Source organism: Sphingomonas sp. CFBP 13720 (assembly GCF_014842075.1).
In the GTDB taxonomy this organism is placed as follows: domain Bacteria; phylum Pseudomonadota; class Alphaproteobacteria; order Sphingomonadales; family Sphingomonadaceae; genus Sphingomonas.
In genome coordinates this window covers 248,933-263,964 of the sequence record NZ_JACYVA010000002.1, presented here as the reverse complement: position 1 = coordinate 263,964, position 15,032 = coordinate 248,933, and the positions used below count along the sequence as shown (strand labels likewise).

The following is a 15,032-nucleotide window of genomic DNA, read 5'->3' as shown; positions in this document are numbered from 1 at the left end:
TGGGGTGCGGTAGCGACGTCGAGGGTAAGGCGGCCGGTCGCCTTACGCGTGGCAGCGATCCGGTCCGCCTACACTCCTTCGGCCCGCAGCGGGCGGCTGAGCAGCGCGTCGATGACCTGTGCCACTGGCGTGCCTGCCAGCAGTGCGCCGACCGCTGCCGTCACCGGCATGTCGACGCCGGCCTCCGCCGCCGCTTCGGCCAGTACAGGGGCGGTGAACGCGCCTTCCGCCACCGTGCGGCGATCGGCGAGCAGGGTCGTTGCCGCCTCGCCACGGCCCAGCCCAACGCCCAGCGAATAGTTGCGCGACGCGGTGGACGAACAGGTCAGCACCAGATCGCCCAGCCCCGAGAGGCCAGCCAGCGTCTCCGCGCGAGCGCCGCGCGCCAGTCCGAACCGCGTCATTTCGGCAAAGCCGCGCGCGACGACCGAGGCGCGGGCGTTCTGGCCCAGCCCCGCGCCGTCGACCACGCCGCACGCGATCGCCAGCACGTTCTTGACCGCGCCGCCGATCTCCGCGCCGGTGACGTCGTCGGACGCATAGGGGCGGAACGCGGGCGCGGCGATTCGTTCGGCCAGCCGGGCGCGCAGCACCGGATCGGCGCAGGCAAGCGTCACCGCTGTCGGCTTGCCGCCCGCGACCTCGTGCGCGAAGGTCGGACCGGACAGCACCGCCACCGGGGCCTGCGGATGCACCGCCTGCGCGACTTCGCCGACCAGCATCCGGCTGCCCGCCTCGATCCCCTTGGCGCACAGCACCAGCGCGCGGGTGCCGACGTCGATCGTCGAGAGGACCGCGCGGACATGCTGCGCCGGGACGACGACCAGCAGCGCGTCGGCCGAGGCCAGATCGCGCACGTCGCCTGTGGCAAGGATCGCGGGCGACAGCGCCACGCCCGGCAGGAACACCGGATTTTCATGTGCGCGATTGATCGATTCGACCACGTCGCCCTCACGCGCCCACAACGTCACCGGGCCGCCGCGCGCCGCCACCTGTGCCAGCGCGGTGCCCCATGCGCCGCCGCCGATCACCGCGATCCTCATGCCTTCACTCCTGCACCGCGTACCTTGTCCGCCTGTGGATCGAGCGGCCAGCGTGGGCGCGCCGCCACGTCCAGCGGGTCGGTATGCCCCGCCATGAACCGCTCCGCCCCGGCCCATGCGATCATTGCCGCGTTGTCGGTACACAGCCATAGCGGCGGCGCGACGAAGCGCAGGCCGCGCCCTTCCGCCAGTCGTTCCAGCGCGGTGCGGACCGCGCGGTTCGCGGCGACCCCGCCCGCCACGACCAGCGCGTCGACCGGACCCGCCATGTCGAGCGCGCGCAGGGTACGATCGATCAGGCAATCGACCACCGCCTGCTGGAATGAGGCGGCGATATCGGGGATGCTGTACTTGCCCGCCGCATGCGCGCGCAGCACCGCGCTTTTCAAGCCGGCGAACGAGAAATGCGGATCGGCCGATCCGATCAGCGGGCGCGGCAACGGGACGGACTTCGGATCGCCAGCGCGTGCCGATTCCTCGACACGCGGCCCGCCGGGATATCCCAGGCCGAGCAGCTTGGCGGTCTTGTCGAACGCTTCCCCCGCCGCGTCGTCGATCGTCGTGCCCAGCCGGCGATAGGCGCCCACGCCGTCGACCCGCAGCAACTGGCAATGACCACCCGATACCAGCAACAGCAGATACGGGAAGGTCAGGTCGGGATCGGTCAGGCGCGGCGACAGCGCGTGTCCTTCTAGATGATTGACCGCCACGAGCGGCTTTCCGGCGGCATGAGCCAGCGCCTTGCCCATCACCAGACCGACCATCACTCCGCCGATCAGGCCCGGTCCGGCGGTCGCGGCGACGGCATCGATATCCGCGAGCGCGACCTTCGCATCGGCCAGCGCACCTTCGACCAGTGCGGGCAGGATTTCGACATGCGCCCGCGCCGCGATTTCCGGCACCACCCCGCCATAGGGCGCGTGCGCCGCTTCCTGTCCCGCCAGCCGGTGCGACAGGATAGAGCGGTCGCCACGAACGACCGCGACGGCGGTTTCGTCACAACTGGATTCGATGCCGAGGACAAGGGGTGCGGACGCGGACATGGGCGCGCTGTAGCGCGGTTTGGCGCGCGGGGCGAATGGAGGATTTCAATTCGCAGGCGTGCGGAAAGCGATCGGTTCGTGCCGGCAGGTCGCCGGTGCGTTCGCACACAGACTGTGGCCCGGTGCCGGCCGGCCGTCCATCCGAACGGCGGATTGGCGCATGCCATGGTCGATCGTGGCGGTTCAGTCTGTGCCGCACGATACCGACCGGTCGCGACCCCGTCGTTTGGCCTCGTACAGATTGCCGTCCGCCCGTGCAAAGACCGTGCGGATATCGTCGCCGGGAAGGATTTCGGTCAGGCCGGCGGAGCAGGTGACGGCGATGTCGGGATGGGTCGTCGACGGCCGATACTTGCGTATCCGGCGAAGTACGTCGGCGATGACGCATTTACCTTCATCGAGAGTAAGGTCGGGCAGGACGAGCATGAACTCTTCGCCGCCGACCCGCCCGAACGCATCCTTGACCCGGACGGCGGAGCGAATGAACCGGCCGGTGGCGACTAATACCTCGTCACCGACCTGATGTCCGTAGACGTCGTTGATGCGTTTGAAATGATCGATGTCGATCACGCTTACGCAACCTTTGCCCGATTGCGAGATCGTCCGCCGCGCGATGACGGCTTCGAGTACCGACATGATGTGACGGCGGTTGGAAAGGCCGGTCAGTTCGTCGGTCTGCGCCGCGCGCAGTGCGATATCACGGGCCTGTCGAAGGCTTCGTTCGTCCGTGCGAAGATTCGTTATGTCGGTGCCGATGAACAGCCCCCAGCCGCTGGCGAGCGTCGTTTCGACAATCCACAGCCAGCGGCCGTCGACAAGATCGGATTCCAGCGCGCGTTGGGCGAGTTTCGCGCGACGCGACAGTGTCGAGACCAGCCACGCCTCGATATCCGTAGTTTCGATCCGTGATCCGCGACCCAGCGCATAATTGCGTCGCATCAGATCGATCCACAACGGGTGTTCGCCATCCGGGACAAAGAAGGCCGACCGGAACGCCGCGTTGGCATAGGCGACCCGGTCGTAAGGGTCGTACACGGCAACCAGGGCATTGCTCGCCGAATGCAGCGCGGTCAGATGTTCCAGAACTTGTAGCATTTGGAGGAAAATCCGAAAATCAGATCGATCGGATACGCAACATTCTATAATTTACCGATAATGGGGGCACGCCGGACAATGAGCGTCCGGCACGGTTTGTTGTTTCAGGTCAACGTTCTACCTCGCGGCAAAATAGCCGGCCGGGACCTGAATATTTTGCAATTCGCCCGTATGTATTGCTGCTGCGCGCCAGTCGATTGCGATGAGCCGGTGGCAAATAAACCGGCGCTGCGCCTGATGAAGCTGCTTGTCGGACCGGTTGCCGCGGCAGGTTTGCGGTGCGGTTGCGCGCGTGTCGCTTCGCCGCGGTGCGAACCGGGTCGTTCTCGCGCCTTGCCGAATGCGCGCGCGATGCGTAGCGGGTGCCGATGACGTTCAGACTGGGCACGCGCGGATCGCCGCTGGCGCTGGTACAGGCGCATGCCGTGCGTGCGGCGCTGGCGACGGCGCATGGGATCGATGCGGACGCTATCGCGATCGTGCCGATCCGTACCACCGGCGACCGGGTGCAGGATCGCGCGCTGGCGGAGATCGGTGGCAAGGCGCTGTGGACCAAGGAACTGGACCGCGCACTGCTGGCCGGCGAGATCGACGCGGCGGTCCATTCGATGAAGGATGTGGAGACGATCCGCCCGACCGAAATCCGCATCGGCGGCATGCTGCCCCGCGCCGACGTGCGCGACCGGCTGGTCGGGATCGCGACGCTGGACGAACTGCGGTCGGGCGGGGTGGTCGGCACCAGCAGTCCGCGCCGGGCGGCGCAGGTGCTGCGTCACCGGCCCGATGCGCGGATCGTGCTGTTTCGCGGCAATGTCGACACGCGGCTGGCCAAATTGGCGGCGGGAGAGGTCGATGCGACGTTGCTCGCGGCGGCGGGGCTGGAACGGCTCGGCAGGCATGATATCGGGAGCGCCGTACCGTTGACCATCCTGTTGCCCGCCCCGGCGCAGGGTGCCGTCGGCATCGAGGTGCGCGCCGACGATGATCGCGCGCGGAGTTACGTCGCGGCGATCGACCATGCGCCGACACATCAGGCGGTGCGCGCCGAACGCGGGTTCCTTGCCGCGCTGGGGGCGGATTGCCATTCGCCGGTCGCCGCGCTGGCGACGATCGCGGGCGACGTGCTGACGTTGTCGGCGGAATTGCTGGCGCAGGACGGCAGTGCGCATGTGGCCGGCATCACCAGCGGCGCGATCGACGATATCGACCTGCCGCGCGCGCTTGCCGAAACGCTGCTGGCGCGTGCACCCGAGATCGTGGCACGGCTGTTCGCACGGTGAGCCGTCCGCTGGCGGTGCTGCGGCCCGAACCGGGTAATGCCGCCACCGCCGCCGCGATCGAGGCGGCGGGGCGAATGGCGATCCGTCTGCCGTTGTTCGACATCGTCGCGCTGGCGTGGACCGCGCCGCCGGTCGAGGATCATGACGCGCTGATCCTGACCAGCGCCAATGCGGTCCGTCACGCCGGGACTGCATTGGCGCGCTATGCCGCGTTGCCGGTCCATGCGGTGGGTGCAGCGACGGCGGCGGCGGCCCGGGCGGCCGGGTTGCGCGTCGTCGCGACCGGCATCGCGGACGGTCGGGCGCTGCTGGATGCGGCGCAGGCAGGCGGCGTTACCCGGGGGCTGCTGCTGACCGGGCGCGAACGGGCGGTCGCGGGGCATCCCGCGCTCTCAGGCATCCGCGCCGTCTATGCCGCCGATCCGGTCGATCGCGTTGATGTGACAATGCTGGCGGGATCGGTCGCGCTGGTCCATTCGGTACGCGCCGCCGAGCGACTGGCCGCGCTGGTCGGCGCGCGGGGGGAGATCGCGGTCGCCGCACTGTCCGCAGCCATTGCCGCGGCGCTGGGAACGGGGTGGCGCGCGGTCGCGATCGCGGACGCCCCGATCGACGCGGCGACGATCGCCGCCGCCTGTACCCTCGCCGATTGACCGCATCGTCGCGGCGGCGGATAAGGCGGGCATGACAACCGAAGACGCGCCCTTCGTGGCGAACAGCGGCGCGCGCCCGCGTGCACGGGGACGGGGATGGATCGCCGTCGCGATCCTCGCCTTCGTGATCGGGATCGGTGCGACGCTGGCGCTGTTGCCCTATATCGGGCCGCGCCTTGGCTGGGGAACGACGCCTGCCGCCGTGCCGACATCCGCGCCGGCCCCGGTCGCGCAGCCGCAGCCATCGGCACAGATCGCTACGTTACAGGCGCTGACCGCGCGCGAGGCGACGCTGGGCGCGCAGATCGCGGTGCTGGAACAGCGGGTGGCCGCGATCGACGGCAGCGCGCGGGCGGCGGCCAGCTATGCCACGCGTGCCGAGAACATGATGGTGATCGTGGCGGTGAGCCGCGCGCTGGATCGTGGCCGTCCGCTCGAACATCTGGAGGGGCAGTTGCGCGACCGGTTCGCGCTGCAACGTCCCGACGCGGTCCGGCGCATCCTGTCGATCGCGCCACAGCCGGTGACGCTGGAGGATCTGCGCAGTTCGCTCGACGGGATCGCGCCGCAGCTGATCGGCGGGCCGGTGGGCGAGGACTGGTGGGGATCGCTGCGCCGCGAGGCGAGCCAGTTGATCGTGCTGCGGCAGGGTACGACCCCGACCAGCCGCCCGGCCGACCGACTGGAGCGCGCGCGGCGGCGGCTGGATACCGGGCAGGTCGAACTGGCGTTGGCGGAGGTCGAGCGCATGCCCGGTGCCGCCAATGCCGCTGGCTGGATGCGGTCGGCCCGCCGTTATCTCGACGCGCGAAATGCGCTGATCGATCTGGAAGTGGTCGCGCTGGACGCGCCGCTGCCGGCCCCGGCGGCGCAGGCGGTGCCGGTTCCTGCGGTCGCGCCCGCATCCGATCCGCTGGCGCCCTCGCTTTGATCGACCGACCGACCGACCGACCGACAGGTAGTGCAGGTCAGCCTTTGCCGATCCGCTCGATCAACGCCAGTGCGCCGGCGGGCGCACGCACCTTTGCGCCGTTGATGAAGAAGACGAAGGTGTCGCGTGGTTTGCCGGCCGGTGGTGCGGGATCGACATAGGGTAGCCCGCCCGGCGCCCCGCCGTCCGCCCATAACCGGGCGGCATCCGCCCAGCGGTCGAGCGCGGCATCATCATAGCCGGTGGTTACCTCCTCCGCCGCGTTTTCCAGGCGGGCGTAGATAAAATCGCCCGTCACATCGGCGATCGCCGGATATTTGGCCGAATCGGCATACACGATCGCGACCCCGGCCTTGCGCGCCATCGCGACGAATTCCGGGACCGCGAAACTTTCGTGGCGGACGTGGATCGCGTGGCGTAGTGCGATGCCGTCCTGCGTGGCAGGCAACAACGCGAGAAACGCATCGAAATCGTCGGCATCGAAGCGTTTGGTCGCCGCGAACTGCCACAGGATCGGGCCAAGCCGGTCGCCCAGTTCGGACAACCCGGACCCGAGGAACTTCGCGATCGATTCGCCCCCGTCGGCGAGCGCCTTGCGATTCGTGCAGAAGCGCGACGCCTTGACCGTGAAGACGAAGCCGTCGGGCACGGCGGCGGCCCAGTTGGCGAAACTCGCGGGCTTTTGCGTGCCGTGAAAGGTCGCGTTGATTTCCAGCGCGGTCAGCACGCGGCCGGCATGTTCCAGCTCGCGCTTCTGCGCCAGTCCTTCGGGATAGAAGACGCCGCCGCGCCATGGCGGAAAGGTCCAGCCGCCGATGCCGATACGGATGGTAGCCGGTGTGGTCATGGCGGCATCGTGCCGCGAAGCGACCGTCCGTGGCAAGTACCCCGTGTCCGACCGGCACGGCCCGTACCGGGGCTACGGCCTAGTTCAGCCGTCCGCTACCCTGAAGGAACGCCCGCGCCGCTTTCTGCGCTGCGGCGATTTCACGGGCGCTCATGTCGCCGGCGATTTCGGCACGACATTCCTGTGCGCGTTCCAGCCCCGACATGGCGGCGAGGTTGAACCATTTATGCGCTTCGACCAGATCGAGCACCGCGCCGCCGGTGCCGCTGGAATAACAGATACCCAGTTCGAACCACGCGGTTTCGTTGCCGCGTTTCGCATCGTTCAACCGGCTTTCCATCAGATAGCCGGCGCTTCCTTGACTCGTGCCCATGCCCCCAGAACCCCCTATGGTCTGGATGCAGAATGCCCGTGCTGCATTGCGATAGGGTTAACGCCGCAAACGATTTCGATAACGCTGTTCGATCAGCGTCGATGCAGTGCATCCAGCGTCGGCCGGATTCCCGACAGGTCGTATCCCGCCGCACCGGCGCGGGCGACCAGTTCGCCGGGATCGCTGCCTTCCCGCGCGCTGGCGAGCGCCCAGAGATTGCACGAACGGGTGCCCGACCGGCAATAGGCGAAGACCGGTCCGTCGGTCGCGGTCAGGACCGTGGCCATCGCGTCGAGTTGCGGATGGCCGAACCCCGCATGGGTGATCGGAATCGCGTGATAGCCGAGGCCGGCGGCGGTGGCAGCGCGTTCGATGGCATCGCCCGTCGGCTGGTCGTGTTCCTCGCCATCCGGGCGGTTGTTGACGATCGCGACGAAGCCCGCCGCCTTGATGGCGGGGATGTCGTCGACGGTGATTTGCGGGCTGACCGAGATACGGTCGTCGATACGGCGAATGTCCATCGTGCAACGATATCCCATCGCGACGCCGAACCCAAGTTCCGTGGTGCGGCGCATGTCGACCTCAGGCGGACTTGATGACGCTCAGAAAGGCGTCGCCATAGGCTTCCAGCTTCTTGTCGCCGACGCCGGTGATGCGCCGCATGCCGCCGATCGTCTGCGGACGGTCCGCCGCCATTTCGCGCAGCACCGAATCGTGGAAGATGACATAGGGCGGCACGCCCGCCGCCTGCGCCAGCTCGCGGCGCTTGGCGCGCAATGCCTCGAACAGCGGATCGCCCGACGGGTTCGGCGTCGCATCGCCGCCGCGCCGCGCCCGCCGTTCGCGTTTCGGCGGCACGATCAGCGCCAGTTCCGCCTCGCCCTTCAGGATCGCACGCGCGGCGGGACCAAATTCCAGCCCGCCATGATCGTTGGTGCGCAGGGCATCGCGCAATTGCAACGCGCGTCCGACCGGCTTGAGCAACGCCGTTTCGTCGCCCTCGACGATGTTCCACACCGACAATTGCTCATGCCCGTTCATCAGGCTCCGTTCGGTCGACTGGCCGGTCAGCACCGCCTCGATATAGCCCGCGCCGAACATCTGTCCGGTGCGGAACACGGCGGACAGATATTTGCGCGCCACTTCGGTCGCATCGACCGATTTGGGCGGGGTCAGACAATTGTCGCAATTGCCGCAGCGTTCGGGCGGGTGTTCGCCGAAATGCCGCAACAGGATCGCGCGACGGCAACCTGCCGTCTCGACCAGCGCGCCGAGCGCGTTCAGCCGCTGGCGCTCGCCCGGCTGGCGCGCGGCTTCGACTTCGCCGATGCGCTGGCGGGCGCGGGCGAAGTCGTCGGCCCCCCAGAACAGATGCGCCACCGCCGGATCGCCGTCGCGTCCGGCGCGTCCGGTTTCCTGATAATAGGCCTCGATCGATTTGGGCAGCCCGGCATGCGCGACGAAGCGGACGTCGGGCTTGTCGATGCCCATGCCGAACGCGATCGTCGCGACCATGACCATGTCTTCGGACGCGACGAAGTCGTGCTGGTTGCGCTGGCGCACCGCCGGGTCCAGGCCGGCATGGTAGACGCGCACCGGCCGCCCGGTCTTCGCCAGCGCTTCGGCCAGCCGTTCGGTCCCCGCGCGCGACTGGACATAGACGATGCCGGGGCCGGGGGTGGCGGCGATCAGGTCCGCGATCTGGCGCGTGCCATTGTCGCGCGGGGCGATGGTGTAGCGGATGTTGGGCCGGTCGAACCCGGCGACGATCAGCCCGTCCTGCGCGATGCCGAGCTGTTCGAGGATGTCGGCGCGGGTATGCGCGTCGGCGGTCGCGGTGAGCGCAAGGCGCGGCACATCGGGAAACTGGTCCAGCAACGGGCGCAGCAGGCGATAATCGGGGCGGAAGTCATGGCCCCATTCGCTGACGCAATGCGCTTCGTCGATCGCGAACAGCGACAGCGGCGCGGAGGCGAGCAGTTCGCGGAAGCTGCCGTTCGATGCCCGTTCGGGCGCGACGTAGAGCAGGTCGAGGTCGCCGCCGCGAAAGCGCGCGATCGTCTCCGCACGATTGTCGTCGGCGCTGGTCAACGTCGCGGCACGGATGCCGACGGCGGTCGCCGCGCGCAACTGGTCATGCATCAACGCGATGAGCGGCGACACCACCACGCAGGTGCCCGACAGCATCTGCGCCGGTAATTGGTAGGTCAGCGATTTGCCCGCACCGGTCGGCATCACCGCCAGCGTCCGCTGTCCCGCCAGCACCCGGTCGACCACCTGTCGCTGTACGCCACGGAAATCGGGAAAGCCGAACGTGGCCTGCAATACGGGAATAGGGTCGAGCACCATCGCGCTGCACCTAGGGATGCACAGGGGCGGCGTCGAGGGGCAGGGGCAAATCCGCCGCGCTTGCCGGCGTCAGCTTGTCCGTACCGCGCGCCATCCTTCGCCGGTGATGCCATCGTCGCCGATTGCGCCGGTAAGCACCCGTCCGCCCGCGACCAGCCGCAACGCGGTGCCGCGCAGCCCGCCGGTCACGGCAACGCCGTCCATCGTGCCCGTCACGTCCTGAAATCGCTGGTCCAGCGTCAGCATGGCGGTGCGGCCATCGGCCATCGTCACGCGCCATTCGCCGCCCGCCACGCCGGGTACGATCCATAGATAGATCCGCCGGTCGCCGACCAGCCGCTCGGCATCGGGACGCCAGTCGCCCATGTCGAACGCGTGCGCGACGATCCGCGTGCCGGGCTTCGCTTCCGTCAACAGCCGGGGGCGTAGCGCGAGGTTGATGCGGGGCAGCAGGTACAGCGTAACCACGCTCGCGTCGCGCAGCGGAATGTCGAACAGGTTCGCACGGGAAAAGCGCGCCTGTTCCTCCAGCCCGAGCAGCGCGGCGTTGCGGCGGGCGCGTTCGACCAGCGCCGGGTCGATCTCGACGCCACTGGCATTGGCTCCGCGACGGGCGGCGGCGATCGCGATGCGGCCGTCGCCCGATCCCAGATCGATCAGCATGTCGCCACGCCGGACATCGGCAATGTCGAGCATCGCATCGACCACCGGTTCGGGCGTGGGGACATAGGGCACGTCATAGTCGGCTTCGGGCGCGGCGATGCCCGTCCCGCGCAGGATGTTGCCCATGCCGTCGCCATAGGCGTTGCATCCGGTCAGCGCGGCCGCCGCCATTATCGTCAGCGCGACCCGCTTCATGCCACGATCGCTACGTCCCGCAGCCAGCGCGCGGTTTCACGCGGGCGGGTGATCGGGATCATATGGCCGCCGTCGATCAGGGTCAGCGTCGCGCCGGGGATCGCCTCCACCGTCCGCCTGCCTTGCACGTCCCGGTCGAGCAGCTTGTCGTCGCGACCGTACAGGATCGCGACCGGCGTGGCGAGGGAGGGATACCGCGCTACCATGGCTTCCGTCGCGCGGTTGGCGTCGTGAAGCTCGAACGTCGCGGCCTGATAGCTCGATGGACGCATCCCGATCGCGCCGCCGCCGCGCGTCCCGAAATCGCCGGGTACGGAGTCGGGTGCAAAGACGTGTTTCGCGATCGCCGGACCGGTCAGCATCAGCGTTGGGACGGCGACCGTCCAGCCGGTCACGGCGCGCACCGGGGCCGGCGGCGGGTTGCCGCGCAGCCATTTCGGCATCTTCGGCATCGGTCGCGTCAGCGGCGCGATCAGCGCGACCGCCCGCACCTTGCCCGGATGGTTGAGCGCCAGTGCGAGCGCGACCGCGCCACCCATCGAATGTCCCACCAGCAGCGGACGCGTCAGACCCATCACGTCGATCAGGTCGGCGATCATCCGCGCCTGTTCCTCGATCGGCGGCTGCGTACCATCGACGGTGGAATGGCCCCAGCCGGGACGATCGACGAGGATCAGCCGATAGCCCGCCAGTTCCTGGGTCAATGCGTAGGAGAAATTGCGAACCTGTCCGTACAGGCCGTGCAGCATCACGGCGACCGGCCCGTCGCCGCCGGTATCCACGACGTGCAGCCTTGCACCGGGCACGTCGACGAACTCGCCGTCGGGCGGCACGATCGCGCCGGCCGCACCCGCCGCCAGCGCTGTCCACAATATTAATCCGCCGCCGATCAGCGCGGTCGTGGTCACGGCGGTCTTCATCGATTTGTTCATAGCGATCTCCGTACCGCAGCGTACGCGCAACGGACGCAAGATATCCCGCGTACGGGATCGATGACGATTTTATGCGGTCGCCCGGCGACTAAGCCTCCGCAAGCGCTTCTTCCCGCTCGGCCGCCTGTCGTGCCCACATTTCGGTATATACCCCGCCCTTGCGCAACAACTCGCCATGCGATCCGCTTTCGGCGATGCGACCATGTTCGAGCACGATGATGCGATCGGCATGCACCACCGTCGACAGCCGGTGCGCGATCACGATCGTCGTCCGCCCGCGTTCGATCGCTTCCAGCGTGGCGAGGATGTCCGCCTCCGTCCGGCTGTCCAGCGCGCTGGTCGCTTCGTCGAGGATCAGGACCGGCGGGTTCTTCAGCAGCGTCCGCGCGATCGCCACGCGCTGTTTCTCGCCGCCCGACAGTTTCAGCCCGCGCTCGCCCACGCGAGTGTCGTACCCTTGCGGCAGGCTGGCGATGAAGCCCGCGATCGATGCGCCCTGTGCGGCGCGCGCCACGTCGTCGGGGCCGGAATCGGCACGGCCATAGGCGATGTTGTACCCGATCGTGTCGTTGAACAGCACGGTGTCCTGCGGCACGATGCCGATCGCGGCACGCAGCGACGATTGCGTCACGCCCGCGATATCCTGTCCATCGATCGTGATCCGTCCGCCGGTCGGGTCGTAGAAACGGAACAGCAGCCGGGCGAGCGTCGACTTGCCCGCGCCCGACGGCCCCACCACCGCCAGCGTCGTTCCCGCCGGCACGTCGATATCGATGTCGTCGAGAATCAGGCGACCATCGCCATAGCCGAACGAGACGCGTTCGAACCGCACATGCCCCTGTGTAACCTTCATGGCCTCCGCGCCCGGCGCATCGGTCACATCGGCGGGCGTGTCGATCAGGTCGAACATCGATCCCATGTCGACCACCCCCTGCCGAACGGTCCGGTACACCATGCCAAGCAGGTCGAGCGGCCGGAACAGCTGCGTGAGCAGCGTCGATACCAGCACCACATCGCCCGGCGAAAACTGCCCGCGCGCCCATCCGACGACGACCAGCGTCATGCCGCCCGCCAGCATCAGTCCGGTAATCAGCGCCTGTCCGATGTTGAGCATCGCCAGCGAGTTTTCGGACTTTACCGCCGCGTCGGCATAGTGCGCGACGGCGCGGTCGTAGCGCGCGGCTTCGCGCGCTTCGGCTCCGAAATATTTGACCGTTTCAAAATTCAGCAGCGAATCGACCGCATGCGCGACCGCGCCGGTATCGAGGTCGTTCATCCGTTCGCGCAGGCTGGCGCGCCAGTCGGTCACCCAGCGGGTGAAGGCGATATAGAGGACGACCATCGCCAACGTGCCGCCGACCAGCCACGACCCGAAGCGGGTGCCGAAGATCCACAGCACCAGCCCCAGTTCGAGGATGGTCGGCGCGATGTTGAACAGCAGGAAGTACAGCATCGTGTCGATGCTCTTCGTGCCGCGTTCGACCACCTTGGTCACCGCACCGGTGCGCCGGTTGAGATGGAAGGACAGCGACAGCGCATGAAGATGGCGGAACACCCCCGCCGCCAGCCGCCGGGTGGCGTCCTGTCCGACGCGTTCGAACACCACGTTGCGCAGGTTGTCGAACAGGGTGCCGGCGAAGCGCGCGGCGGCATATCCCGCGACCAGCGCAATCACCAGCCATAGCACGTCGTCGGACGGAAGCCCCGATCCCGCCGCCATCCGGTCGATCGCGCCCTGCAACGCGAACGGCGCTCCACGCACCTGCACGACCTTCGATGCGACGACCAGCATCAGTGCGGCGACGATGCGGACCTTCAGCCCCGTCGCCCCTTCCGGCCAGAGATAGGGCAGGAAACGGCGGAGCGTCGCCAGCATCGGCCGGGCGGGACCGGAGGCGGTTCGGGTATCGGGTGGCATTGCAGGTCCCATTTGGGGAACCGGTCGCGTCGGCGCAACGTGCCACCGGGAACGCATCGCCCGCTGATGGATTGGAAGGGGCAAGGAGACGGCGAATGGCACCTCTATTGTACGTCATGGCGATCCTCGGTTGCGGCGACGACGGCAGTGCGTGCAGCCGCGAACGGGTCGAACCGGCGACCTATAGCAGCGTCGCCGAATGCAATGCCGCGATGCCTGCCGCATTGGCGCGGCACACCGACCTGTCCTTTCCGGTCATCACCGCCGCCTGTCAAAGCGGCGGCGGGATGGTGGCGCAGGAACGCAAGCCGGACGCACGGCGCGACGGCTGACCGGTCCGCCGATGGCTCACGCCCGTCGGGGCGGGGCAGGGCGCTGTCTGAATGGCGAAACGGGACTGACGTGCGAAATGCTTACGGTCGACGGCGATCGTCGGGCAGCGGCAATGTTATGACCCAGGGCTGCGGTCGCGACGTGCGATCCGCGATTGCCAGCCCGTGGCACTGGTACTTCCGCCGTGCTTCCCCGAATGCGTCCGACACGCTATGCCGCAGTGCGACAGGGCAGCCTCCCCGGCTGCGGATCACCACGTGGGGGCTTCGGTGCTGCTGAAATACTATAAAGGCTCGTTCATCTTTACCGCCATCTGTCTCGCGCTGGCGGGATGGCTGGGGTGGGAACTGACCGGCAATGTCGCCGGCACGCTGGGGATCCTTTGGATCACCGCGGTGCTGGGCGTCCTGGAAGTGTCGCTGTCGTTCGACAATGCGGTCGTGAACGCGACCGTTCTTCGCGACATGGACGACAAATGGCGTCACCGGTTCCTGACATGGGGCGTGTTGATCGCGGTGTTCGGGATGCGGATCGTGTTTCCGCTGGCGATCGTCGCAATCGCGGCGGGGATCGGCCCGATCGCGGCGGTGAAGCTGGCGGCGGGCGATCCGCAGACCTATCAGCGGATCATCGAGGGCGCGCATATCGGCATCGCGGGCTTCGGCGGCGCGTTTCTGGGCATGGTCGGGCTGAACTTCTTCCTCGACCAGGAAAAGGACGTGCACTGGATCGGACCGGTCGAACGGCCGATCGCGGGACTGTCGCAGATCAGCGGACTGGCGATCGGTATCGTGCTGCTGACGCTGTACGGCGTGTCGAGTTTCCTCGGTTCCGAAGAGGCGTTGACCTATCTGGTATCGGGTATGCTCGGGCTGGTCGTGTTCATCATCGTCCATGGGCTGGGCACGGTGCTGGAAGGCGATGGCGATGCGGCGGTCGGCGCGGCGGGCCGTTCGGGGCTGGCGTCGTTCCTGTATCTCGAAGTGCTGGATGCCAGTTTCTCGTTCGACGGGGTGATCGGTGCGTTCGCTTTGTCGAACAACCTGTTCATCATCGCACTCGGCCTCGGTATCGGCGCGATGTTCGTGCGATCGATGACGATCATGCTGGTCGATCACGGGACGCTGACGCAATATCGCTATCTCGAACACGGTGCCTTCTATGCGATCATCGCGCTGGCCGCGATCATGCTGCTGTCGGCGCGGTTCCATATCCCGGAGACGATCACCGGACTGATCGGTGCCGGGCTGATCGGGCTGGCCTTCTGGTCGTCGGTACGCGCGAACCGCAAGGACCCGGCCGATCCGCTGGAAGCGGCCGACCCGGTCTCGCCGTCGGGTGCGCCGCTCGACAAGGCTTGAACGCGACCGCATCTGC

Annotated in this window: 15 protein-coding genes; 5 read left to right on the top strand and 10 right to left on the bottom strand. The window is 67.9% G+C overall.

What is annotated here, in order from left to right; genetic code table 11:
- Positions 1-68: 68 nt before the first annotated feature.
- The 3 genes from IFT55_RS06375 to IFT55_RS06365 form a co-directional block, all read right to left on the bottom strand.
- Positions 69-1,043, bottom strand: a complete 975-nt coding sequence (locus IFT55_RS06375) for an NAD(P)H-dependent glycerol-3-phosphate dehydrogenase (RefSeq protein WP_192090189.1) — start codon at positions 1,041-1,043, stop codon at positions 69-71.
- Entirely contained in the window at positions 1,040-2,086 is a 1,047-nt protein-coding gene (tsaD, locus tag IFT55_RS06370) for a tRNA (adenosine(37)-N6)-threonylcarbamoyltransferase complex transferase subunit TsaD (RefSeq protein WP_192090187.1), read from the bottom strand. The genes IFT55_RS06375 and tsaD overlap by 4 nt, the downstream gene beginning before the upstream one ends.
- Before the next feature lie 183 nt (positions 2,087-2,269).
- The gene (locus IFT55_RS06365) at positions 2,270-3,181 is read right to left on the bottom strand and encodes a GGDEF domain-containing protein (RefSeq protein ID WP_192090185.1); all 912 of its coding nucleotides are present in this window, start codon (positions 3,179-3,181) and stop codon (positions 2,270-2,272) included.
- A 368-nt stretch (positions 3,182-3,549) separates the two neighbouring features.
- Between IFT55_RS06365 and hemC the strand changes: the two genes are divergently transcribed.
- The 3 genes from hemC to IFT55_RS06350 are packed head-to-tail and all read left to right on the top strand — an operon-like array spanning position 3,550 to position 6,045.
- Positions 3,550-4,461: a hydroxymethylbilane synthase gene (gene hemC, locus IFT55_RS06360; RefSeq protein WP_192090183.1), complete on the top strand. Its 912-nt coding sequence runs from the start codon at positions 3,550-3,552 to the stop codon at positions 4,459-4,461.
- Positions 4,458-5,114, top strand: a complete 657-nt coding sequence (locus tag IFT55_RS06355; RefSeq protein WP_192090181.1) for a uroporphyrinogen-III synthase — start codon at positions 4,458-4,460, stop codon at positions 5,112-5,114. The genes hemC and IFT55_RS06355 overlap by 4 nt, the downstream gene beginning before the upstream one ends.
- A 31-nt stretch (positions 5,115-5,145) precedes the next feature.
- A complete protein-coding gene (locus IFT55_RS06350) occupies positions 5,146-6,045 on the top strand; it encodes a hypothetical protein (RefSeq protein ID WP_192090179.1) in 900 nt (299 codons plus the stop codon).
- 37 nt (positions 6,046-6,082) lie between these two features.
- Here IFT55_RS06350 and IFT55_RS06345 read toward each other — a convergent pair whose 3' ends face one another.
- The 7 genes from IFT55_RS06345 to IFT55_RS06315 form a co-directional block, all read right to left on the bottom strand.
- Positions 6,083-6,892 carry a DUF72 domain-containing protein gene (locus tag IFT55_RS06345; RefSeq protein WP_192090177.1) on the bottom strand — a complete coding sequence of 270 codons (810 nt, stop codon included), beginning with the start codon at positions 6,890-6,892 and terminating at the stop codon, positions 6,083-6,085.
- Positions 6,893-6,971: 79 nt separating this feature from the next.
- Entirely contained in the window at positions 6,972-7,265 is a 294-nt protein-coding gene (locus IFT55_RS06340; RefSeq protein ID WP_192090175.1) for an SEL1-like repeat protein, read from the bottom strand.
- Positions 7,266-7,357: 92 nt separating this feature from the next.
- Positions 7,358-7,840, bottom strand: a complete 483-nt coding sequence (locus IFT55_RS06335; RefSeq protein ID WP_249403631.1) for a TIGR01244 family sulfur transferase — start codon at positions 7,838-7,840, stop codon at positions 7,358-7,360.
- Positions 7,841-7,847: 7 nt separating this feature from the next.
- Positions 7,848-9,614 (bottom strand): DNA helicase RecQ, encoded by a 1,767-nt coding sequence (gene recQ / locus IFT55_RS06330; RefSeq protein WP_192090173.1) that lies wholly within the window; start codon positions 9,612-9,614, stop codon positions 7,848-7,850.
- 69 nt (positions 9,615-9,683) lie between these two features.
- Complete coding sequence (locus tag IFT55_RS06325) at positions 9,684-10,472, bottom strand: class I SAM-dependent methyltransferase (protein WP_192090172.1); 789 nt, start codon at positions 10,470-10,472, stop codon at positions 9,684-9,686.
- A complete protein-coding gene (locus tag IFT55_RS06320) occupies positions 10,469-11,404 on the bottom strand; it encodes an alpha/beta hydrolase (RefSeq protein ID WP_192090171.1) in 936 nt (311 codons plus the stop codon). The genes IFT55_RS06325 and IFT55_RS06320 overlap by 4 nt, the downstream gene beginning before the upstream one ends.
- An 88-nt stretch (positions 11,405-11,492) precedes the next feature.
- Positions 11,493-13,322 (bottom strand): ABCB family ABC transporter ATP-binding protein/permease, encoded by a 1,830-nt coding sequence (locus IFT55_RS06315; RefSeq protein ID WP_192090170.1) that lies wholly within the window; start codon positions 13,320-13,322, stop codon positions 11,493-11,495.
- A 95-nt stretch (positions 13,323-13,417) separates the two neighbouring features.
- On the opposite strand from IFT55_RS06315, the gene IFT55_RS06310 reads away from it, so the two are divergent.
- Entirely contained in the window at positions 13,418-13,654 is a 237-nt protein-coding gene (locus IFT55_RS06310) for a hypothetical protein (protein WP_192090169.1), read from the top strand.
- A 258-nt stretch (positions 13,655-13,912) separates the two neighbouring features.
- Positions 13,913-15,016 carry a DUF475 domain-containing protein gene (locus IFT55_RS06305; protein WP_342029244.1) on the top strand — a complete coding sequence of 368 codons (1,104 nt, stop codon included), beginning with the start codon at positions 13,913-13,915 and terminating at the stop codon, positions 15,014-15,016.
- Positions 15,017-15,032 lie beyond the last annotated feature (16 nt).